Annotated in this window: 22 protein-coding genes; 14 read left to right on the top strand and 8 right to left on the bottom strand. The window is 65.0% G+C overall.

The genetic code is table 11. The features are described from left to right. Positions 1-75: 75 nt before the first annotated feature. The 3 genes from RFM52_RS30630 to RFM52_RS30620 all read right to left on the bottom strand — a co-directional run bounded on the left by RFM52_RS30630 (position 76) and on the right by RFM52_RS30620 (position 4,435). Complete coding sequence (locus RFM52_RS30630) at positions 76-1,245, bottom strand: trans-sulfuration enzyme family protein (RefSeq protein ID WP_320298253.1); 1,170 nt, start codon at positions 1,243-1,245, stop codon at positions 76-78. Further along, positions 1,242-2,678: a pyridoxal-phosphate dependent enzyme gene (locus RFM52_RS30625; protein WP_320298252.1), complete on the bottom strand. Its 1,437-nt coding sequence runs from the start codon at positions 2,676-2,678 to the stop codon at positions 1,242-1,244. Before RFM52_RS30625 ends, RFM52_RS30630 begins: the two co-directional genes overlap by 4 nt. Before the next feature lie 416 nt (positions 2,679-3,094). Then, positions 3,095-4,435 carry an FAD/NAD(P)-binding protein gene (locus RFM52_RS30620; protein ID WP_320298251.1) on the bottom strand — a complete coding sequence of 447 codons (1,341 nt, stop codon included), beginning with the start codon at positions 4,433-4,435 and terminating at the stop codon, positions 3,095-3,097. A gap of 888 nt (positions 4,436-5,323) precedes the next feature. On the opposite strand from RFM52_RS30620, the gene tauA reads away from it, so the two are divergent. The 8 genes from tauA to RFM52_RS30580 all read left to right on the top strand — a co-directional run bounded on the left by tauA (position 5,324) and on the right by RFM52_RS30580 (position 12,613). Continuing rightward, positions 5,324-6,337 carry a taurine ABC transporter substrate-binding protein gene (tauA, locus tag RFM52_RS30615; protein ID WP_320298250.1) on the top strand — a complete coding sequence of 338 codons (1,014 nt, stop codon included), beginning with the start codon at positions 5,324-5,326 and terminating at the stop codon, positions 6,335-6,337. A gap of 153 nt (positions 6,338-6,490) precedes the next feature. After that, positions 6,491-7,264, top strand: coding sequence for a taurine ABC transporter ATP-binding protein (locus RFM52_RS30610; RefSeq protein ID WP_320298249.1), 774 nt, complete (start codon positions 6,491-6,493; stop codon positions 7,262-7,264). Then, complete coding sequence (locus tag RFM52_RS30605) at positions 7,261-8,124, top strand: ABC transporter permease subunit (RefSeq protein ID WP_320298248.1); 864 nt, start codon at positions 7,261-7,263, stop codon at positions 8,122-8,124. The genes RFM52_RS30610 and RFM52_RS30605 overlap by 4 nt, the downstream gene beginning before the upstream one ends. A 22-nt stretch (positions 8,125-8,146) precedes the next feature. Continuing rightward, on the top strand, positions 8,147-8,332 hold the full coding sequence (locus tag RFM52_RS30600) for a hypothetical protein (RefSeq protein ID WP_320298247.1): 186 nt from the start codon (positions 8,147-8,149) through the stop codon (positions 8,330-8,332). A 500-nt stretch (positions 8,333-8,832) separates the two neighbouring features. After that, the gene (locus RFM52_RS30595; protein WP_320298246.1) at positions 8,833-9,798 is read left to right on the top strand and encodes a sulfonate ABC transporter substrate-binding protein; all 966 of its coding nucleotides are present in this window, start codon (positions 8,833-8,835) and stop codon (positions 9,796-9,798) included. Between the two features lie 73 nt (positions 9,799-9,871). Then, positions 9,872-11,029: an FMNH2-dependent alkanesulfonate monooxygenase gene (gene ssuD, locus RFM52_RS30590; protein ID WP_320298245.1), complete on the top strand. Its 1,158-nt coding sequence runs from the start codon at positions 9,872-9,874 to the stop codon at positions 11,027-11,029. After that, positions 11,026-11,805 carry an ABC transporter permease subunit gene (locus tag RFM52_RS30585; protein ID WP_320298244.1) on the top strand — a complete coding sequence of 260 codons (780 nt, stop codon included), beginning with the start codon at positions 11,026-11,028 and terminating at the stop codon, positions 11,803-11,805. The genes ssuD and RFM52_RS30585 overlap by 4 nt, the downstream gene beginning before the upstream one ends. Before the next feature lie 7 nt (positions 11,806-11,812). Then, positions 11,813-12,613, top strand: coding sequence for an ABC transporter ATP-binding protein (locus RFM52_RS30580; RefSeq protein ID WP_320298243.1), 801 nt, complete (start codon positions 11,813-11,815; stop codon positions 12,611-12,613). Between the two features lie 39 nt (positions 12,614-12,652). On the opposite strand, the gene RFM52_RS30575 is transcribed toward RFM52_RS30580, so the two are convergent. Continuing rightward, entirely contained in the window at positions 12,653-12,838 is a 186-nt protein-coding gene (locus RFM52_RS30575) for a hypothetical protein (protein ID WP_320298242.1), read from the bottom strand. 310 nt (positions 12,839-13,148) lie between these two features. On the opposite strand from RFM52_RS30575, the gene RFM52_RS30570 reads away from it, so the two are divergent. The 4 genes from RFM52_RS30570 (at position 13,149) to RFM52_RS30555 (ending at position 16,871) form a co-directional block, all read left to right on the top strand. Beyond that, positions 13,149-13,511, top strand: coding sequence for a septal ring lytic transglycosylase RlpA family protein (locus tag RFM52_RS30570; RefSeq protein ID WP_320298241.1), 363 nt, complete (start codon positions 13,149-13,151; stop codon positions 13,509-13,511). Positions 13,512-14,066: 555 nt separating this feature from the next. Further along, positions 14,067-15,344, top strand: coding sequence for a polyhydroxyalkanoate depolymerase (locus RFM52_RS30565; RefSeq protein ID WP_320298240.1), 1,278 nt, complete (start codon positions 14,067-14,069; stop codon positions 15,342-15,344). 194 nt (positions 15,345-15,538) lie between these two features. Continuing rightward, positions 15,539-16,156, top strand: a complete 618-nt coding sequence (locus RFM52_RS30560) for a transglutaminase-like cysteine peptidase (protein WP_320298239.1) — start codon at positions 15,539-15,541, stop codon at positions 16,154-16,156. Positions 16,157-16,640: 484 nt separating this feature from the next. Continuing rightward, positions 16,641-16,871, top strand: a complete 231-nt coding sequence (locus RFM52_RS30555) for a hypothetical protein (protein WP_320298238.1) — start codon at positions 16,641-16,643, stop codon at positions 16,869-16,871. A gap of 299 nt (positions 16,872-17,170) precedes the next feature. Here RFM52_RS30555 and RFM52_RS30550 read toward each other — a convergent pair whose 3' ends face one another. From RFM52_RS30550 to RFM52_RS30535, 4 genes are all read right to left on the bottom strand, one after another. Continuing rightward, on the bottom strand, positions 17,171-17,533 hold the full coding sequence (locus RFM52_RS30550) for a helix-turn-helix domain-containing protein (protein WP_320298237.1): 363 nt from the start codon (positions 17,531-17,533) through the stop codon (positions 17,171-17,173). 10 nt (positions 17,534-17,543) lie between these two features. Beyond that, positions 17,544-18,068: a Smr/MutS family protein gene (locus RFM52_RS30545; protein WP_320298236.1), complete on the bottom strand. Its 525-nt coding sequence runs from the start codon at positions 18,066-18,068 to the stop codon at positions 17,544-17,546. Beyond that, on the bottom strand, positions 18,065-19,171 hold the full coding sequence (mltA, locus tag RFM52_RS30540) for a murein transglycosylase A (protein ID WP_320298235.1): 1,107 nt from the start codon (positions 19,169-19,171) through the stop codon (positions 18,065-18,067). Before mltA ends, RFM52_RS30545 begins: the two co-directional genes overlap by 4 nt. A gap of 135 nt (positions 19,172-19,306) precedes the next feature. After that, positions 19,307-20,014, bottom strand: coding sequence for a Tim44/TimA family putative adaptor protein (locus RFM52_RS30535; RefSeq protein WP_320298234.1), 708 nt, complete (start codon positions 20,012-20,014; stop codon positions 19,307-19,309). A 202-nt stretch (positions 20,015-20,216) separates the two neighbouring features. On the opposite strand from RFM52_RS30535, the gene RFM52_RS30530 reads away from it, so the two are divergent. Both RFM52_RS30530 and secB read left to right on the top strand, forming a co-directional pair. After that, the gene (locus tag RFM52_RS30530) at positions 20,217-20,711 is read left to right on the top strand and encodes an FxsA family protein (RefSeq protein ID WP_320298233.1); all 495 of its coding nucleotides are present in this window, start codon (positions 20,217-20,219) and stop codon (positions 20,709-20,711) included. A 118-nt stretch (positions 20,712-20,829) separates the two neighbouring features. Continuing rightward, a complete protein-coding gene (secB, locus tag RFM52_RS30525) occupies positions 20,830-21,333 on the top strand; it encodes a protein-export chaperone SecB (RefSeq protein ID WP_320298232.1) in 504 nt (167 codons plus the stop codon). Positions 21,334-21,498 lie beyond the last annotated feature (165 nt).

Raw genomic sequence — 21,498 nt, 5'->3', positions numbered from 1 at the left:
CCGCTCCAGACTTAAGCCGTCGCCGCTATTTTGCCTCTTGCCCAAGAGGGGCCGTCCATACATGACGAAGCCCTTTCACCCGCCCAGCGCCTGCTCCAGATCCGCGATCAGATCATCGCCGTCCTCGATCCCGCAGGACAGCCGCACCAGCGAATCCGTAATGCCGATCGCCCCGCGCTTTTCCGCCGGGATCGAGCCATGCGTCATCAGCGCCGGGTGCTCGATCAGGCTTTCGACGCCGCCGAGGCTTTCGGCCAAGGTGAAGAGCTGCGTGCGTTCGAGGAAGCGTTTCGTCCCCGCCAGGTCGCGGTCGAGGTCGACGGAAATCATGCCGCCGAAGGCGTGCATCTGCTGGACGGCGATGGCGTGCTGCGGGTGGCTGGCGAGGCCGGGATAGATGACGCGGCGGACATCTTTTCGCGTTTCCAGCCATTGCGCGATTTTCAGCCCGTTGGCCGAGTGGCGCTCCATCCTGAGCGCCAGGGTCTTGATGCCGCGCAGCGCGAGAAAGCTGTCGAACGGGCCGGAGATGCCGCCGATGGCGTTCTGCAGGAATTTCAGTTGCGCGGCGAGGTCCTTGTTGTCGCCGACGACCGCCACGCCGCCGACCATGTCGGAATGGCCGTTCAAATATTTCGTCGTCGAATGAACGACGATGTCGATGCCGAGCTCCAGCGGCCGCTGGATGTAAGGGCTGGCAAAGGTGTTGTCGGCGACGGTGAGCAGGCCCTTGCGCTTCGCCAGCGCGGCAAGGCCTTCGAGATCGACGACGCGCAGCAGCGGGTTGGTCGGCGTCTCGACCCAGAGCAGCTTTGTTTCGGGACGGATCGCCGCCTCGACCGCGGCAAGGTCGGTGAAATCGGCAAAGCTGACCTGCAGGCCGGCGGAGCGCTTGCGCACCCGTTCCATCAGCCGGAACGAACCGCCATAGATGTCGTCGGTGGCGACGATGTGGGCGCCGGCGTCGAGCAGCTCCAGCACCGTGCCGATCGCCGCCAGGCCGGAGGCGAAGGCGAAGGCGGCCGAGCCGCTTTCGAGATCGGCCACGGCACGCTCGAAGGCGAAGCGCGTCGGGTTCTGGCTGCGGGCATATTCAAAGCCCTTGTGCACGCCGGGCGACTGCTGGCCGTAGGTAGAGGTGGCGTAGATCGGCACCATCACCGCGCCGGTCAGCGGGTCGTGGCTCTGGCCGCCATGGATGGCGCGGGTGGAAAAGGCCAGGCGGTTCTTGCCGTTCGAAGTCATTTTGCGCGGCGCCTCAGATGGTTGATCAGGTCGATACGGGTTATCAGGCCGACGAACTCGTCGCCATCGAAGACGATGGCGACCTCGTTGCGGTCGAAGACAGGCAAAAGCGCGTCGAGCGTCTGGCTGGCCTGCAGCGTATGCAGGTTCGAGGTCATGGCCGAGCGCACCGGGCCGTTGAAGCGGTCCCAGCGGCCGTCATAGGGGCCGTCGACCTTGGCCAGTATATCGCTTTCGTCGACGATGCCGATCAGCTTGCCATCGTCCAGCACCGGCAGTTGCGAGACGTCGGAGCGGCGCATGCGGCCATAGGCGTTGAGCAGGCTTTCGTCCGGGCCGACGGTGACGATGTCGCCGGTACGCGGCGAGCGCATGACGAGGTCGCGCAGATCGCCATGCTGCTCCTGGTCGGCAAGGCCCTGCTCGGCCAGCCAGATATCGTCGAAGACCTTCGACAGATATTTGTTGCCGCTGTCGCAGACGAAGGTGACGACCCGCTTGGGCGCCGTCTGCTCGCGGCAATAGCGCAGCGCTGCCGACAACAGCGTGCCCGAGGACGAGCCGGCGAGAATGCCTTCGCGCGACAAGAGATCGCGCACCGCCAGCATGCTCTGCTTGTCGGTGATGGAATAGGCCTTTTTCACCTGCGAGAGGTCGGCATTGGGCGGCACGAAATCCTCGCCGATGCCTTCGACGGTCCATGAGCCGGCCTCTTCCATCTTGCCGGTCTTGATCAGCGGCGCCAGCACCGAGCCGACCGGGTCGGCCAGCACCATCTCGGTCTTGGGCGAGTGCTTCGCGAAGTAGCGGCCGAGACCGGTGAGCGTGCCGCCGGAGCCGACGCCGACCACCACCGCGTCGACCTCGCCCCCGAGCTGCGAGAAGATTTCCGGGCCGGTGGTGGTCTCATGCGCCAGCGGATTGGCCGGGTTGGCGAACTGGTTGGCATAGAAGGCGCCGGGCAGCTCGGCGGCGATCTTCTCGGCCATGTCCTGGTAATATTCGGGATGGCCCTTGCCGACATCGGAGCGGGTCATGCGCACCTCGGCGCCCAAAGCGCGCAGGTGCTGGATCTTTTCGCGCGACATCTTGTCGGGCACGACGAGGATGATGCGGTAGCCTTTCGGGATGCCGACCTGGGCAAGGCCGAGGCCGGTGTTGCCGGCGGTGGCCTCGACGATCGTGCCGCCGCGCTTCAGCGCGCCGGATTTCTCCGCCGCCGCGATCATCGACAGCGCGATGCGGTCCTTGATCGAGCCGCCGGGATTCTGGCTTTCGAGCTTGATGAACAGCCGGCACTTGCCGGTGTCGAACTTGGTCAGCTCGACGACCGGCGTCTGGCCGATCAGGTCGAGCACCGAGGCGTAAGGCGGACGCAGCCGGGAGAGGGCGCCTTCCGCGCCGTCGGGCGCTGCTTTCTTCTGCTCGCTCATCTCAAATGCTCCGTGGAAGCAGTTCGATGCGGGTAGCCGCAATCTCGCGCACCGAACCGCCGGAATCCATTCCGGTTTCGCGGATGGCGCGAGGTGTCTTTTCCAGCCCTTTTCATCTGGAAAGAAGATAGATCGTGCCAATCCGGCGGGGAGAGGGGGAATGGAATTTCGCGGAGGGCTGCGCACCCGGTTCTCAATGTTGAAGCCGGCGCGAGGCGCCCCCCCTCTGTCCTGCCGGACATCTCCCCCTCTTGGGGGGAGATTGGATAGACACCTCGGCTTTCGCCTATCACCAACGCCGCAGAAATAGCGCCGTCAGCGGAACTGCTGATCTCCCCCCAAGAGGGGGAGATGGCCGGCAGGCCAGAGGGGGGCGCCGTAGAGTGCCAGGTTCGGCAACTACAAGAACGAACGCCTCACCCCAGCAGCAGCTTGCCGAGCTTGGCGCATTGCACGCGGATATCCGGAATAGCGTCGATCTCGAAGAAGGTGCCGCGCGTCAGCGGGCCGACGGCGAGCAGCTTCGACGACACCGCGCCGTCGGCCGCGATCAGCTCGCATTTGCCGGTGACGTCGAGGCCGAGGCGCAGCGGATCGGGACGCGCCACGCCGCGCTCGAGCAGCGAGCGCACGACGCCGTTCGACGTCCGCGAAATGTCGCGGGCGATGCCCATGCAATCATAGAGGCGGGCGACGTCCAGGGTCTCGACAGCCTGCGTGCCGCGCGGCTGGATTTTCACGACGAAGCCGCCGTTCGCCTCGACGTTCACGACCCTACCTGCGACGAGGCGGATGCGGCCAGACCTGACCGCCTCGGTGACACGCGCGTAGACTTCCGGCGCCATGCGGTGGCGGTGGATGTCCCACCAGGCCTTGGTGTGCTCGACGAAGCGGCGCTTGGCCGAGGACGGCCAGTTCTGCCAGATCGTCTGGTTGAAGGGCCTGAGCCCATCAACCACGTCGCGCCAGTCGCCGCCGGCCTTCTGGGTCTCGCGGATCAGGTTGCGGAACCAGCCGACGAAATAGGAAAGCTGGGTGCCGAGCGGAATGTCGGCGATATCGAGCTTGATCGGGTTGCCCTTGCGGTGCGGCGACGGCAGCAGCCCGCGCCGCGACACCGCGACGATGGCGCCGCGATGGCCGCGCTGTTCCAGCGAGAGAAACGCGTCGACCATGCTCAGCCCCGTGCCGAGCAGCAGCACTTGGGCCTGCGGATCGAGCGTGGTGTCGGCCTCCGCTCCCATGCGGACGGCGTGGCCCTGGAAGGAGCCGGGTTGCTCGTCGTGACCGGTGGCCAGGACGGCAAGATGCGCGACGACGCTGGTGCCGTTGGCGAGTACCACCTCGACGCCCGCCGGCGTCGGCGCGATCGACAGGCTCTCCTCGCGGATCAGCCGCAGACGACCGGTCTCGCGCTCGCGCTCCATCAGGCCGTCGAGCAGTTCCTGCAGGTAGCGGGCATAGAGGCTGCGCGGCGCATAGAACGGTCCCTGGTCCGGCTTGGCCAGGCCGCGCTCCAGCACCCAGCGCGCGAAATGCGTCGGGTCGTCGGCATAGGCGCTCATGCCGGAGGCGTTGACGTTGAGCACATGCGCCGAAAGCAGCGTCGAATAGGCCATGCCCTGGCCGAAATGCGGCCGCTTCTCGATCAGCGTGACGCGCAGGTCCGGATTGGGCGATTTGAGCAGATGCGCGGCGAGCACGACGCCGCTGGCGCCGCCGCCGACAATGATGATGGAGTTGCCGCGTCCAACCATGGTTGCGAGCCGGGAACTTGACGCGGCGATCAGCGCGCGGCCGCCGCCGCGGACGGCTTCGGCCGCAAGCCACGAACGATCGCCGGAACGGTTTTCAGAAGGTCGCGCATCGTTCTCTCACTCCCAATGTTGATAAGATTACTATACTAACCACGCCGGGCACGAAACCCCGGTTCCAATTCGACCGCCTTTTGAAGCATGGATTTGCCGAGATAGGACGACAGGAGGATTTTCGTTCGGCCGGAGGTGCTGGAGAGAGGGCCGCACCCGCGCGGTCGTCATTCCAGGGCGGAGCGACGCGAAGCGTTGCGTAGACCCTGGAATCCATGCCGTGACCTTCGCGAGAGATGCAGCGGTAAAGAATGGAACCTTGTCCAACCTCACTGGAAGATAGGTCTGCACCGCAGCATCGCTTCTATGTCACAGCATGGAAACTCCTTCAGCTGAGAGCGGCTGCCTACCTACCTTCGTCATTCCAGGGCGGAGCGACGCGAAGCGGCGCATAGACCCTGGAATCCATGCCGTGACCTTCGCGAGAGATGCGACGGACGAGAATCGAACCTTGTCCAACCCCACTGAAAGATAGGTCTGCACCGCAGCATCGCTTCTATGTCACGGCATGGATTCCAGGGTCTGCGCGCGTCGCTTCGCTCCTTGCTCCGCCCTGGAATGACGAACGGACGGACGGCTCCGCTAGTGGCCGAGGGCAACCCGAAGGCTCACCCACCAACCCCAACGCGACTGTCCTTTTGCGCCCTTTCCGCCGGTACCCGGCGACACTTTTCCAACAAAGCGGCCTTCGTTGGAAGGATTTAACTCTACAAACCCGATAGAATTAACGGACGATAGAAAGGCAATCCAGTTTGTCGGGGTTTATGGAGCCTTTCAATGTCAATCCTTTCACGACGCATCCTGCTTTTCTCATCGGCGGCGCTTACGGCCGCCGCCTTGCTCGGCCCGGCCAGCGCCGAGGACCTCAAGATCACCATCGGCTACCAGACGGTGGTCGAGCCATCGAAGGTGCCGCAGGCCGACGGCGCCTATGAAAAGGCGACCAAGGCAACGATCGACTGGCGCAAGTTCGATTCCGGTGCCGACGTCATCGCCGCGATCGCCTCCGGCTCGGTCGATATCGGCTATGTCGGCTCGAGCCCGCTGGCCGCGGCCGCCAGCCGCGAATTGCCGATTGAGACCATCTTCGTCGTCGGCCTGATCGGTCCGTCGGAAGCGCTGGTCGCCCGCAACGGCGCCGGCATCGAGAAGGTCGCCGACCTCGCCGGCAAGAAGGTCGCCGTGCCGTTCGTCTCGACCACGCATTACAGCCTGCTTGCGGCGCTGAAGCATGAAGGCGTCGACCCGAAGTCGGTCGAGGTCCTCAATCTCAGGCCCCCGGAGATCGCCGCCGCCTTCGCGCGCGGCGACATCGACGCGGCCTATGTCTGGGATCCGGCGCTCGGCCAGGTCAAGACCACCGGCAAGGTGGTGCTGGACTCCTCGCAGGTGGCCGCTTGGGGCGCGCCGACCTTCGACGCCTGGATCGTGCGCACCGATTTTGCCGACAAGCACCCCGAGGCGGTGCGCGACTTCGTCAAGGTGACCGGCGAGGCCTATGCGCGGTTCCTCGCCAAGCCCGACGCCTGGTCGGTGTCCTCGCCCGAGGCCGGCAAGATCGCCAAGCTCACCGGCGCCAAGCTGGAAGGGGTGCCGGAGCTGCTCAAGGGCTATGTCTTCCCCTCGCTCGAGGAGCAGGCTTCGGACAAGTTCCTTGGCGGCGCGACCGTGCAGGCCGTCGCCGCGACGTCCGCCTTCCTCAAGGAGCAGGGCAAGGTCGACGCGGTGCTGCCCGACTATTCGAAATATGTGACGGCGAAATATGCCAGCGAGGCGCTCGCCTCGAACTGAGCTTTTCTCCATGCAATACCCGGAAGGATGACCGCCTTTCCGGGATTGCTCGGAAGCGCGGCGCCTTCCCTGGTTTTGCGCTTGCCTGTCCCGAAGCCGCTTACGAGGCGCGACTTCGGGGCAGGCCCTAATCCAACAGAGGCCAAAACGCCGATGTCGCATCTCATCCTCGACAAAGTCAGCGTTCTTTATGGCGGCCAGAAAGCGCCCGCGGTCGAGCGCGTTTCGCTCGACGTCGGTAAGGGCGATTTCGTCGTGCTGGTCGGCCGTTCCGGCTGCGGCAAGACCTCGCTGCTCAACGTCGCCGCCGGCCTGGTCGAGCCCGCGGGCGGCCTGGCCACGGTCGGCGGACGGCCGATCACAGGGCCTGGGCCGAACCGCGCCGTGGTCTTCCAGAACGATGCGCTTTTTCCTTGGCTGACCGCGCGCGAGAACGTCGCCTTCGCGCTTCGGCTGCGTGGCGTGTCCGCTGACAAAAGGACGCGCCGTGCCGACGAATTGCTGGCGCTGGTCAAGCTCGGCGGCGCCGGCGACAAGCGCATCTGGGAGCTTTCCGGCGGCATGCGCCAGCGCGTCGGCCTTGCCCGGGCGCTCGCCGCCGAACCCGAATTCCTTCTGCTGGACGAGCCGCTCGGCGCGCTCGACGCGCTGACGCGCGAGCGCATGCAGACGACGCTGCTCGATCTGTGGGCCGCCGCCCAGGTCGGCGTGCTGATGGTGACGCATGGCATCGAGGAAGCGCTGGTGCTGGCGACCCGCATCGTCGTGCTGGCGCCGGGGCCCGGCCATGTGGTGCGGACATTCGAGACTGATTTCGGCCGCCGCTATGCGGCCGGCGAGCCTATCCGCGCAATCAAGGCGGATCCCGCCTTCGCCGCTTCCCGCGCGGAGCTGACCGATGCGATCTTCGAAGGAGAGGCGGCATGAGCGTCGGCGCCTATAGCGAACGCGCGAGAGCGAAGGCCGGCGAGAATGACGGCTTCTCGGTGCCATGGTCGCGGCCCCGGCCGAAGCCGAGACGGGCGGTTTCGGCCCGGCTGGTCAGTGCGATCACCATCCTCGTGTTGCTGGCCGCCTGGACGGCGGCAGCCTCGCTGCAGCTGGTATCGCCGGTCTTCCTGCCCTCGCCGGCCGCGGTCTGGGCCAAGTTCGTCGTCGTCGCCCGCGACGGGTTCGTCGATGCGACGCTGCTCCAGCATATCCTGGCGTCGCTTTGGCGCGTCTTCGCGGCGCTGATCGCCGCGATCGTCGTCGGCGTCCCGGTCGGCCTCGCCATCGGCATCAGCCGGATCGGACGCGGCGTGTTCGATCCGCTGCTCGAGTTCCTGCGGCCGATCCCGCCGCTCGCCTATCTGCCGCTGATCATCATCTGGTTCGGCATCGGCGAGCCGTCGAAGATCCTGGTGATCGCCATCGCCATGCTGGCGCCGGTGGCGCTGTCGACCGCCGCCGGCGTGCGCGGCGTCTCGCGCGAGCGCGTCGACGCGGCGCGATCGCTCGGCGCCACCCGCGCCCAGCTCATCCGCCACGTGATCCTGCCGAGCGCCCTGCCCTCGATCCTCACCGGCCTGCGCATCGCGCTCGGCGCCGGCTGGTCGACGCTGGTGGCGGCCGAGCTGGTCGCGGCGACGCGCGGGCTCGGCTTCATGATCCAGTCGGCGGCGCAGTTCCTGGTCACCGACGTGGTGGTGATGGGCATCCTGGTGATCGCGATCATCGCCTTTGCCCTGGAATTCATCATCCGCCGGATCGAGCGGGTGCTGGTGCCATGGGCGGGTCGGGAATGAAAGGAAGCGAAGGAGAAGGACGATGACCCATTCCACCGCGGTGCTGTTCGCCCATGTCGGGACATGGCTGTTGCGTCTGCCGCCGGGCGACACGCGGCCCGGGGAGGAGCCGAAATCGCCGACGCCGGTGCTGCTTGCCGGCGAACGCGACCGCCTGCCGCCGCGCGACGAGAGCTTCTACTGGGCCTGGCAGTACTGGTCGCAATGATCGGGTCGCAATTTTGCGCCAGCCCTCGAGTCTTCGTCATCCTAGGGTCTGCGCCGCGTCGATTGGTGGCAGCCGCCCGAACCTCGTCATTCTATGGCGGAGCAAGGAGCGAAGCGACGCGCGCAGACCATAGAATCCATGCCATGACTTGGAAGCACCGCCACGGTGCTGAATTTTTCCGTTGCACTTCTTGGCGAAGGTAACGGCATGGATTCTAGGGTCTACGCGACGCCGCTTCGCGGCTGCTCCGCCCTAGAATGACGATCGCGATGGGCGTTTCGGCCAATCTCCAAGGCATGCCACCTGCCAATGCAAACAGAGCCGACCGGTCAAAATCCCTGTGCGGCGTCAACTAGGATGACGACACCGGGTTACACGCAGAAAATAATTCCATCCATTCGGTCGAACTCGCAAGATCGTTCCTCTACTAATTTTATAGATTTACCTAGCCTGACCCCATTCCAAACCCCGGCAGCCCCGGGCCATCGAAGGAGAGGGTCATGTTCAATCTGACGAGACGCGTTTTCGGTACCGGCCTGCTGGCAGCGGCGGCCTTTGCCATTGCGACGACATCCTTCGGCGCCGCGGCGCAAGAGCTCAAGGCGTTCAACATCGGCTACCAGAAGACCGGCCTGCCGGTGATCGCCAGGCAGCGGCAGATCATCGAAAAGGCGCTGGCCGGCAAGGGCGTCACGGTGAAATGGGTCGAGTTCACCGCCGGCCCGCCGCTGGTGGAAGCCTTGAATGTCGGCGCCATCGACGTCGGCTGGACGGGCGACGCGCCGCCGATCTTCGGCCAGTCGGCCGGGGCCAACATCGTCTATGCGGCGGCGCTGCCGTCGAATGGCGACGGCGAGGCGATCTTCGTCAAGCCGGCCTCGCCGATCCAGTCGCTGGCCGATCTCAAAGGCAAGCGCATCGGCGTCGGCAAGGGCACCAGCGCGCATAATCTCCTGGTCGCGGCGCTGGAGAAAGCCGGCATCGCCTTCGATCAGGTCACGCCGGTCTATCTCAGTCCGGCCGACGCGGCCGCCGCCTTCGCCAGCGACCAGATCGACGCCTGGGCGGTGTGGGATCCGTTCTTCGCCATCGCCGAGACCCGTTACCAGCCGCGCGTGCTCGTCCGTTCCAGCGACGTGCTGAAGGTCAACACCTATTTCCTCGCCAACAAGGATTTCGCCAAGGCGCATCCGGATGTCGTCTCAACGACGATCGCCGCGCTCGGCGACGCGGCGAAATGGGCCGACCAGAACCGCGACAAGGTGGCCGAGGCGCTGCATGAGGTGACCGGCGTGCCGCTCGATGCGCAGACGATCGCCGCCAACCGGACCAAGTTCGGCATCTTCCCGATCACCGACGAGATCGTCGCCGGCCAGCAGGCGACGGCCGACCGCTTCTTCAAGCTCGGCCTGATCCCGAAAGCGGTCCGGATTTCCGACGCCATCTGGACCGCGCCGGGCAACTGATTTTCCTTGACGCGCCTGGTGGCGAACGCCCGGCGCCGCCGCGTTTTCTCCTGCCTTCTCCAGGGTATCAGCCATGACCGCATCAGCCAGCCCGCTCGATTTCTTCTGGTTCATCCCGACGCATGGCGACGGCTCCTATCTCGGCACCGAGAAGCAGCAGCGTCCGCCCGAGTTCGGCTACTTCAAGGAGATCGCGCAGGCGGTCGACAGGCTTGGTTTCCCCGGCGTGCTCTTGCCTACGGGGCAGAACTGCGAGGATTCCTGGGTCACCGCCACCGGCCTTGCGACGCTTACCGAAAGGCTGAAATTCCTGGTCGCGCTGAGACCCGGCGTGACGCTGCCGACCTTCGCGGCGCGCCAGACCGCGGCGCTCGACCGGCTGAGCAACGGCCGGCTGCTGCTCAATGTCGTGGTCGGCGGCAACCCGACCGAGCTTGCCGGCGACGGCGTGTTCCTGCCGCATGACGAACGCTATGCGCAGGCGCAGGAGTTCCTCAGCATCTGGCGCGGGCTGGTCTCTGGCGAGCGGGTGAATTTCGAAGGCAAATATTACCGCGTCGAGAACGGCCGCCTCGACCTGTTGCCGCTGCAGGAGCGGCCGCCGCTTTATTTCGGCGGCTCTTCCGATGCCGGCCAGGAGCTCGCGGCCGACCTCGTCGACATGTACCTGACCTGGGGCGAGCCGCCGGCGCAGGTTGCCGCAAAGATCGCATCGGCGCGCGAGAAGGCGGCGCGGCGCGGCCGCAAGCTGCGTTTCGGCATCAGGCTGCATTTCATCGTGCGCGAAACCGAGGACGAGGCCTGGCGCGCCGCCGAGCGGCTGATCAGCCATGTCACCGACGCGCAGATCGAAAATGCCCAGGCCCGTTTCCTCAAGGAGATGGATTCGGTCGGGCAGCGGCGCATGGCCGAACTGCATGGCGGCCGGCGCGACAGGCTCGTCGTCTCGCCAAACCTTTGGGCCGGCGTCGGGCTGGTGCGCGGCGGCGCCGGCACGGCGCTGGTCGGCACACCCGAGCAGATCGTCGAACGCATCCGCGAATACCAGGCAATCGGCATCGACACCATCATCGGCTCGGGCTACCCGCATCTCGAGGAGGCCTACCGCGTGGCCGAATTGCTATTCCCGCGTCTTGGCCTCGGCACGCAGCGGCAGCGGGCGCACAAGGATATCGCCAACGAGTTCTCCGTCGGATTCCACGGCGCCGGCCGCCTGCAGGCGGCGTCATGAGCCTGGCCGCCCGCGTCGCCCGCAACGGCGCGGCCGGCTGGCTGCTGCCGGCGGCAATCATCGCCGGCTGGGAAGCCGCCTCGCGCGCGGGCTTGATCCCGGCCAATGTGCTGCCGGCGCCGAGCGCGGTGGCCGAGGCCTTCTGGCGGCTGACATTGTCGGGCGAGCTGATCCGCAACATCGGCGTCTCCACCCTGCGCGCGCTGTCCGGCTTCGCCATCGGCGGCGCGATCGGGTTCGCGCTCGGCCTCGCCAACGGATTGTCGGCGCTGAGCCGGGGCCTGACCGACACGACGCTGCAGATGATCCGCAACATCCCGCATCTGGCGCTGATCCCGCTGGTCATATTGTGGTTCGGCATCGACGAGGAGGCGAAGCTGTTCCTGGTGGCGCTCGGCGTCTTCTTCCCGATCTACGTCAACACGCTGCTCGGCATCCAGAGCGTCGATCCGCAGTTGGTCGAGATGGGCCGCGTCTACGGCCTCGACCGGCGCGCGCTGTTCTTCCGGGTGATCCTGCCCGGCGCGCTGCCGTCGATCTTCGTCGGCCTGCGCTACGCGCTGGGCATCATGTGGCTGACGCTGATCGTCGCCGAGACGATCTCGGCGAGTTCCGGCCTCGGCTACATGGCCATGCAGGCGCGCGAGTTCCTGCTGATCGACGTCGTGGTGCTGTCGATCCTGATCTACGCGCTGCTCGGCAAGCTCGCCGACAGCCTGGCCCGCCTGCTCGAGCGCCTGTCGCTCGGCTGGCATCCCGCCTTCCAGAAAGGGTGAGAACAAGATGCCGGCCGCCACCTTAACCGCCGCACGTTCCCTCGTCTCCACGCCGGCGCAAGCCCGCACGATCGGCTCGGTCGAAGGCCGGCGGGCCTTCGCGTTCAAGGAGGTGGGAAAACGCTTCGGCGACAAGACCGTGCTGGACGGCATCAGCCTCGACGTGCGGGCCGGACAATTCGTGGCCATCATCGGCAAGAGCGGCTGCGGCAAGAGCACGCTGCTTCGGCTGCTGGCCGGGCTCGACCGCCCGAGCAGCGGCTCGCTGACCTTCTCAGGCGAGGAAGGCCACAACCGCACGCGCTTCATGTTCCAGGAACCGCGCCTGCTGCCGTGGATGAGCGTGGTGAAAAATGTCGAGATCGGGCTGACCGGCATTGCCGGCGGCATCGAGGCCAGGCAGCGGGCGCTTGCCATGCTTGACGAGGTCGGGCTGGCCGATCGCGCCGACGAGTGGCCTTCGGTGCTGTCGGGCGGTCAGAAGCAGCGCGTGGCGCTTGCCCGCGCCCTGGTCGGCCAGCCGCAGATCCTGGCGCTCGACGAGCCGCTTGGCGCGCTCGACGCATTGACCCGCATCGAGATGCAGCAGCTCCTGGAACGGATATGGCTCGACCAGAAGTTCACCGCCGTGCTGGTGACGCACGATGTCGGCGAGGCTGTGGCTCTGGCCGACCGCGTCGTGGTGATCGGCGCCGGCAGGATCGCCCTGGATCTCGACGTGCCGGTGGCGCGGCCCCGCCGGCACGGCTCGGCGGAGCTCGCCCGTATCGAAGGGACCATCCTGGACCATCTGTTCGGCCGGGCTTGATCGTACGGCACGCACGCCACTGCTTGCCATCAATGCCGGTCAGACGCGGGTGCGGCTTGCCCAGCGCAGCCCGACCACGCCGACCAGCATGGTGACGAGCCCGATATAGAGCCATTGCGTCTGGCCGGTCATGAAGCTGCCCTTGACGAAGCCGAGGCCTTGCAGCGACCACAACGCACCCAGCCCCAGCACAATCAGCGCCAGCACAAACCTGATCAATCGCATCGGCTTGACCCTCTCCGGAAGTCGATCCTGAACGGCAATGGGGACGCAACAAAAGATGCGGAGGAATCGAAACAGTTCGGCTCCTCCGTACTTCAAATCTTGAGGGCCGATGTTGCCCGGAATGTCCCCGGAGCCGACCCGATATTCATTGAGAATACGCCTTCCTGGCGCCGGAAATATCATGACAAACTGTTTCGCGGCGACTCCAAACGTGTGCCGTCGCCATGGAACCGCCAGATCAATGCCGCATTTCGTGCCTCATTCGGCACATATCGGCGGGGCCTACCTTTAACGGAGCCACCCCCAAAGCATGAAGAAATCCAACCAGACCGCGCTTGTCGCGGCAACGATCGCGGCTGGCCTGATGGCCGGCGCCTCGTCCGCTTCCTCCGCCGCCGCCCAGTGCGGCCGCGCTTCCTGGTATGCGCTGCATTCCAGAACCGCCTCAGGGGAACGCATGAACCCCTCGGCACTGACTGCCGCCCATCGCACCTTGCCCTTCGGCACCAAGCTCCGGGTCACCAACAAGAACAACGGCCGCAGCGTCGTCGTGCGCATCAACGATCGCGGCCCGTTCGTGAAGGGACGCATGCTCGATCTGTCGCGCGGCGCAGCCGGCGAGCTCGGCTTCATCGGCTCTGGCCATACCGCCGTCTGCATGGCGCGCGTCTGATACACTGCACAGGGATTTGACCGATCGGCTCTGTTTGCATTGGCAGGCGGCATGCCTTGGAGATCGGCCGAAACGCCTATCGCGATCGTCGTTCTAGGGCGGAGCAGGAGCGAAGCTCCGTCGCGAAGACCCTAGAATCCATGCCGCTACCTTCGCCAGGAGTGCAACGGAGCAAAATTCCGCACCGTGGCGGCGCTTCCAAGTCACGGCATGGATTCTATGGTCTGCGCCGCGTCGCTTCGCTCCTTGCTCCGCCATAGAATGACGAGGTTGGGCGGCCGTCGCACCACGATCCGATGCGAGCCCTCAAGGGTTCCGGATCATGGTCCGTGGCCGGACGACGGGGCCGGACACATATCTTTCACATTTCCGCAGTGCACATTGAGCCGGCTCGTCCGCGCAAGGCTGATTTTCAACAGGTTGAACGAAAGATGCATTCGTCAGACAAAATGACGTATTGCATCGCAACAATATCTTGTTAACCTCCGCGCGAGACATTCAAGGCTCGGCGCTGTCCGTCGTCCCTTTGGTCGTCGGACGGCAGCGGGGTTCTCGATGTTCTACCAGCTCTACGAAATGAACCATGCGGCGCTGCAGCCTGCCCGCCTCTATGTCGACGCGGTGCGGCTGTTCTACTCCAACCCGCTCAATCCGATTTCCCACACCCCCTTCGGCCGCTCGGTCGCGGCGACCGCGGAGCTCTTCGAGCGGACCACGCGCCGCTACGGCAAGCCGCTATTCGGCCTGGACAAGGCCGTCGTCGACTGGAAAAGCGTCGACGTCACGGAAAGGACGGTCTGGTCGAAGCCGTTCTGCAACCTCGTCCGTTTCGAGCGTGCGCTGCCCGCCGGCCGCAAGCCCGACCCCAAGCTGCTCATCGTGGCGCCGATGTCGGGCCATTACGCGACGCTGCTGCGCGGCACGGTCGAGGCGATGCTGCCCCATGCCGACGTGCACATCACCGACTGGGTCGATGCCCGCATGGTGCCTGTGGCGCAAGGCAGCTTCGATCTGGACGACTATATCGACTATGTCATCGACATGTTCCATGCGCTCGGTCCCGACACCCATGTGATGGCCGTGTGCCAGCCTTCGGTGCCGGTGCTGGCGGCGGTGGCGCTGATGGAAAAGCGCGGCGATCCCTTCGTGCCCTCCACCATGACGCTGATGGGTGGCCCGATCGACACGCGCCGCAATCCGACCGCGGTCAATCTTCTGGCCAAGGAAAAGGGCATCGACTGGTTCCGCGACAATGTCATCATGCAGGCGCCCTGGCCAGTGCCGGGCTTCGGCCGCGTGGTCTATCCCGGCTTCCTGCAGCTTTCGGGTTTCATGAGCATGAATCTCGACCGCCACATCATCGCCCACAAGGACTTCTTCATGCACCTTGTGAAGAACGACGGCGACAATGCCGAGAAGCACCGCGACTTCTATGACGAGTACCTGGCGGTGATGGACCTGACGGCGGAGTTCTACCTGCAGACGGTCGACACCGTGTTCGTGCGCCACGCCCTGCCGAAGGGCGAGATGAAGCATCGCGGCGAGCCGGTCGATCCGAAGGCGATCCGCAATGTCGCGCTGCTGACCATCGAAGGCGAGAACGACGATATTTCCGGCCTCGGCCAGACCCAGGCCGCGCACGATTTGTGCGTCAACATCCCGGCCGACAGACAGGCGCATTACATGCAACCGGCCGTCGGCCATTACGGCGTCTTCAACGGCTCGCGCTTCCGCTCCGAAATCGTGCCGCGCATCGCCGACTTCATTTCCAGCTATGGCCGCCAGCACCGCGTGGCGACGAAGCCGAAGCTGGTCCGTTCCGCCAAGAGCTGAACGTCGTAAAACCGCTTCGGAGCGGACTGCCGCCATCCGGCGGCCGGCGGTGTTGCGCCCATGCCTCTGTTGCGAAAGTGCCGCTATGGGATCGTCCAGGTAACCATGCCGTCAAACTGGCCGTCGTCTCTAATTGACACGGACTGTAAATCGCCTTTAACGTTTCGTTAATAAAGAACAGGGCGGCGGGGACAATGACTTCCTCAGCGATGGCGCGGATTCTGCGTTTGTGTTCGGTCGCAGGGCTGGCGATTTCGGCTCACTGGGCGGCGCCCGCCTGGGCGGCGGGCGCGATGGCCACGAGCGGCCTGACCTCGCAGCCGATCGGCCATTACGATTTCTGCAAAGCGCGCCCGAACGAATGCAACATCCACCCTGCCGATCTCGAGCCTGCAAAGATGACGGACAGCCTGTGGCGCAGGCTGGTCAGCGTGAGCGCCAAGGTGAATGCCGCCGTCAAGCCGTTGAGCGATCTCGATCACTACGGCAAGGACGAGGTCTGGGCCTATCCGGACGATGGCTATGGCGACTGCGAGGACTATGTGCTGGAAAAGCGTCGCCAGCTCTATCGCATGGGCATGTCGCTGGCCGACCTCTTGATCACCGTCGTGCGCAAGCCGGACGGCGAAGGCCATTCGGTGCTGACGGTGCGCACCGACAGGGGCGATTACGTGCTCGACAACCTGACCGACAAGGTCAAGGCCTGGGACGCGACCGGCTATCGTTTCCTCAAGCGGCAGGCAATCGACAACACCGGCCGCTGGGTCTCGATCCGCGACGGCCAGCCGGTGCTTGTCGGCTCGGTGCAGTAGAAACCGGGCGCCTGCTTTTCTTCGCGAGGCGCTCTACCTCCCTGCGCGGTGGGTGAACCGCGCGGCGCATGCCGGGCCGGTTTCGACGCTGGGCGAAAAGCTCCCCGTGGCTGAAGGTGGAGGTGTGTTGAGCTTCTGGCGCCAACCTTGGAGATTGGCCGAATCCCTACGTGACGTCGTCATACTCGGGCTTGACCCGAGTATCCATGCCGTGACGCTTACCGTGGGGTGCAACGGTGCAGAATTCTGTAACCGTTGCAAAGCGTTGGCGTAACGGCATGGATTCTAGGGTCTGCGCGCGTCGCTTCGCTCCTTGCTCCGCCCTAGAATGACGACCGAGCTGTCGTAGCCGCACATTGCAAAGGCCGATGACAACAAAAAACCCGTAACCACCTCCGAAAATTTTCAGGCGACTCCATGAACCGTTTCCGTTCGGCCGGCGACACACAGCCGTAGACGACAAACCCAACCGTGGAGAATTTCAATGACTGCCTTTTTGCGAAACACCTTGCTTGCCGCCATTGCCGTGTCGGCCCTGACCGGTTCGGCCCTGGCCGACGACACCGTCAAAAGCTGCGCCAAGACCAATCTCAACGACCTCTGGAGCGGCCGCTGCTGCGGCGTCAGCAGCGTCAATTGCCTGGGCGGCGGAAACGGCGGCCGCGACCATCACGGCAACAATGGCGGCCGCGGCAGCACCAACGGCAAGTACTGATCTCAAAGTGAGATCGAGAAGGCTGCCTGCGGCGTGGTAGGCAAGAGCCTCGGCCCTCGCGGCTTCGCCATTCTAGGGCGAAGCGAGGAGCGCAGCGACGCAGTGCAGACCCTAGAATCCATTCCGTTACCTTTAGGCGTCGCCGCGGTGCAGAACGAACTCTGTTCTGCACCGCCTTTGCCCTTCGCGCGAGATCACGGAATGGATCCTCGGGTCTGCGCGTCCGCTTCGCGCCCGCTCCGCCCGTGGATGACGAAGCTCGGGCGCTTCGGCTAACCCACCCGTTGTCATAAGGGCAACTATCCCCTCAGCGCAGCCCGGACCGACGCGGTGATTTTCCGCAATTCCGTCTCATCGAGCCTCTCGATGCTTTCAGCCAAAAGATTGGCCAGCTCGGTGGCCGCCGGCGACAGGCCAGACGTGTCGATCCTGACTCTGGGGTGCGAGCTTTCGGCGAGACGGACAAGATCCTCGGCATCGTCCCAGATGATGTTGAAATAGCCGATGATCTTCTGGATCAGCGTCCAGGTCGGGGCGCCGCGGCGGCCGTGCTCGAGCGCCGACAGATAGGCGGCGCTAACGCCGATGGCCTCGGCCATCGCCTTCTGGCTGACGCCGCGCTCGGCGCGCAGCGCCCTGAGCTTTTCGCCGAACGGGGTCATGCCGGCCGGCTCATGAGCGTATCCGACGCAGCCGCACATAGAGCGCGCCCGAGCCGCCATGGTTGCGGGCCGCGTGATCGTGGCTGGACACAAGATGGCGGAAAGCCGGTGTCGACAGCCAGGCCGGCACGGCGCGGCGCAGGATGCCGTCGCCGCCGGAGGACGAGCCCTTGCCGGTGATGATCAGCACGTAACGGATGCCGCCGGCATGCGCCCGGTTGAGGAAGGTGAGCAGCAGCGAATAGGCCTCGTCCTGCGTCATGCCGTGCAGGTCGACACGGCCTTCGATCGGCAGCCGGCCTTTTTTCAGTTTTTGCAATGTCTGGTCGTCAAGCGCATGCGAGACATGCGGCGTCTTCGGCTTTGCCGCCACGGCCGCAACGCCATTGGCGGCAGGGCGCGGCGGCTCGGGCTTGGGCTCGACGATGTCGGGGGTCTCGACGGCGGCCTTGCCTTTCAGCGGCCGGGCCGAACGCGCCACCAGGTTCCACAGGATGCGGTCGTCATCGCTGAGATGATCGTCGCGGCGGCTCACCGGCGCGCTCCGCCGAACAGGCCGCGGGGGACCAGGGCATAAAAATCCGCCGCGTTGCGGACCACGCCGGCGATCTCGCCGGCGGCGTCGCCCGAGCCGGCGAAGAGATCGCCGCGCGCGGGCCCGGTGATGGCCGAGCCGGTGTCCTGCGCGATCATCAGCCGCCGGAACGGTTTTTGGTCGAAGGCGGTGAGCGTCGGCGCGTCGATATAGAAGGGCGTGCCGAATGTATGCAGCAGGCGGTCGACCGCGACGGAGCGTCCCGGCGTCAGCGGCACCTTGGCGGCGGCGATCGGACCGAGCCTGACATCGTCGACCGCGGCCTCGCGGAAGAAGATGTAGGAGCGGTTTTGCAACAGGATCTCGTCGACGCGGTCGGGATGCGCCTTGAACCAGGCACGGATCGACTGCATCGTCACCTTTTCGAGCGGTATCTCGCCGAGCTCGCTCAAGGTCTTGCCCGGGCCGGTGAAGCGTTGGCCGGACTTGGCGGCGTAAGTGACGCGGGCGAGCCTGCCATCGGTCATCTTCAGCCGCGCCGCACCCTGCACGTGGATGAAGAAGGCATCGACCTTTTCGGCGAGCCAGGCGATTTCCAGGTTCCGGCCGGCAAGCGCGCCGCGCTCGATTTCGCCGCGGTCGAAATATTCGACGGGACCACCATCCGTCCGGCGGGCGAAGGCCAGATAGGGGTCCATTCCGGTGGGGCGGTTGCCGTCGTCGATGTCGATCAGGTCGGCGGGGCGGGACAGCAGCGGCACGGTGAACCGCTCCGTCCTGACCGGCGAGGCCTCGACCTCCGGCTCGTAAAAACCGGTAACGAGACCGGCGCTGCCACCTTCACCTTTCACCAGCATCGGAACGAAATGCCGTTCGAAGAAGGAGCGCGCTTCCAACCGATTCGGCTCCGAAATGGCACGCGCCTCGGCATAGGCCTCGGCAAAAGCGTTGAAATCGACGCCGAGCGATCCTGTGCGGTAAGGCTTTATCGGGGCGTGAAAGGCCGAGCGGCGGAACGCCGCAAAAGCCGCGCGGTGGTCATCCCCGGCCCATCCGGGCAGGTCACTGAACGACTTTTGGCTGAATGTGGGAGAGAGCGGCACGACCGAGCCCCGCCGCTTAGAGCCGGATGATTTCAGGTCGAACCGACCTGAAATCTGAATCCGCCTCTAATTCAAAGAGATGGAGCATGATGTGATCCGAAAACCGCCCCACACTTTTCGGCATCATGCTCTAGATCAATCTTCTTCTTCGGTGGCGACGAGCTTCCAGTTCGGGTCGCGCGAGCGGGTGTCGCGGGCGAAGGTCCAGACATCCTTGACCTCGGCCACCGTCTCCGGGTCGCCGTCGATGACGGCGCCGGCCTTGTCGCGGGTCGCCGAGATCAGCTCGGAGACGACGCGCAGCGTGATGTGCGCTTCCGAGCCCTTCATTTCGGCGGCGACGATGTCGGCCTTGTCGATGCCGACGAAGGACGACTGGATCTTCTCCGATTTGGCCTCGCGTTCGCCGATCGCGGCGACGAAACCGTCATAGACTTCGCGCGACAACAGGTTCTTCAGCGTCTTACGGTCGCCGTCGGCATAGGCCATGACGATCATCTCATAGGCCATCTTGGCGCCGTCGACGAAGCCCTTCGGCTCGAAGGATGCGTCATTGTCCTTGATGGTGCGCAGGCCCTTGTTGAGATCGGTGTCGGGCTTGGCGAAGGCGTCGATGTCGGCATAGGTCTCGGGCGCGGTTTCGCCCGGCGCCCGCTTGCGCGGCAGCGACACGACATTTTCAGGCTTCTGCGCCGCATCGGCCTCGCGGGTACGGCTCGCCGAATAGGGATCGAAGGGCGGACGCTCGTTTCCGGTGCGACGACCAAGCACGTTGCGCAGCTGGAAAAAGATCACAACCGCCGCAATCAGGAAGAAAATCGTGCCGAAGTCGAAGAAACCCATATTTTCCGCCAACCCGATCCTGTCCTTGCCGGACCAGCATAGCCCCTCGGGGGACCGCGGTCGCATAGCGTTCAACACTCAAAGCATATAGAACGGCAGGCGCAATCATTCAAATCAAAGGCAGCCATACCTATCTAAGGGCGCCAAGGCCAGCGGCGATTGCCGCGAGCGCCGCAAAAGAAGAAAGCGATCGGTCAAAGACTTGCGCATTTCGTTCATCCCGTTGTTCCTGCTCCTGCTGCCGCTGCTGGAGATCGCCGGCTTCGTCGTCGTCGGCCGCGAAATCGGCGCTTTGGCGACGGTCGGGCTGGTGATCCTGTCCAGCGTCGCGGGCAGCCTGCTGCTCCGGCATCAGGGTTTTGGCGTCATGACGCGGGTGCGCACGGAAATGGATGCCGGGCGCGACCCCAGCCGACAGCTCGCGCATGGCGCCATGATCGTGCTCGCGGCGATCCTTTTGATCATCCCGGGCTTCATCACCGACATCTTCGCCATTCTTCTGTTGCTGCCGCCGGTGCGCGACCTCGCCTGGCGCCTGCTCAAGAATCGCATCGTCATGGCGACAAGCTTCTCGAGCGGCTTTTCGGCCCGCCGGCGCGACAACGTCATCGACCTCGACGACACAGACTATTCGCGCGACGACTATCCGAACCGGCCGGACCACAATTCACCCTGGCGGCGGCTGAAGAACGACTAATCGCAGCCCACTGTCCCGCACAGGCGGCAAAACTTGTTTTGTCCGGCCGACCATGGTAGCGAACCCGCGATTTCAATCCGGTCAGCAATGCTGCCCAGGCAAAAGGACTTTAAGGCTCATGGCCAGCAACGACGACGCGGCGACCGGCGCCGCCAACGGCAACGGCACCCAGAACCAGCCCTCGCTCAATGTGCTTGCCCAGTATGTGAAGGACCTGTCCTTCGAGAGCCCCGGCGCGCCGAATTCGCTGCGCGGCCGCGACAAGGCGCCGGGCATCGCCATCAACGTCAACGTCAACGCCAATCCGCTCTCGGACAAGCAGTTCGACGTCAATCTGACGCTGAACGCCAAAGCCTCCTTCGACCAGGAAGTGCTGTTCAATGTCGAGCTGGTCTATGGCGGCGTCTTCGCCATCTCGGGCTTCCCGCAGGAGCACATGCTGCCGCTGCTCTTCATCGAATGCCCGCGGCTCCTGTTCCCCTTCGCCCGCCAGATCATCGCCGACGCCACCCGCAATGGCGGCTTCCCGCCGCTGATGCTCGACCCGATCGATTTCGCGCAGATGTTCCAGCAGCGCATCGCCGAGGACCAGGCGGCGGCTGGCAAGGTCCAGGTGAGCTGAGAGGGCGCACCGCTACGCATCGAGAGCCCGGCTTCGTGCCGGGCTTTTTGTTGGCGACGTCTGAGATTAGCGAAGGCCTCCGTGCCGTCGTCATTCTAGGGCGGAGCAAGGAGCGAAGCGACGCGCGCAGACCCTGGAATCCATGCCGTGACGCTAAGGCGTTGC

Source organism: Mesorhizobium humile (assembly GCF_033977215.1).
Taxonomy (GTDB): Bacteria; Pseudomonadota; Alphaproteobacteria; order Rhizobiales; family Rhizobiaceae; genus Mesorhizobium; species Mesorhizobium humile.
The sequence above is the reverse complement of the archived record's forward strand: the minus strand, read 5'-3'. Positions and strand labels throughout refer to the sequence as shown.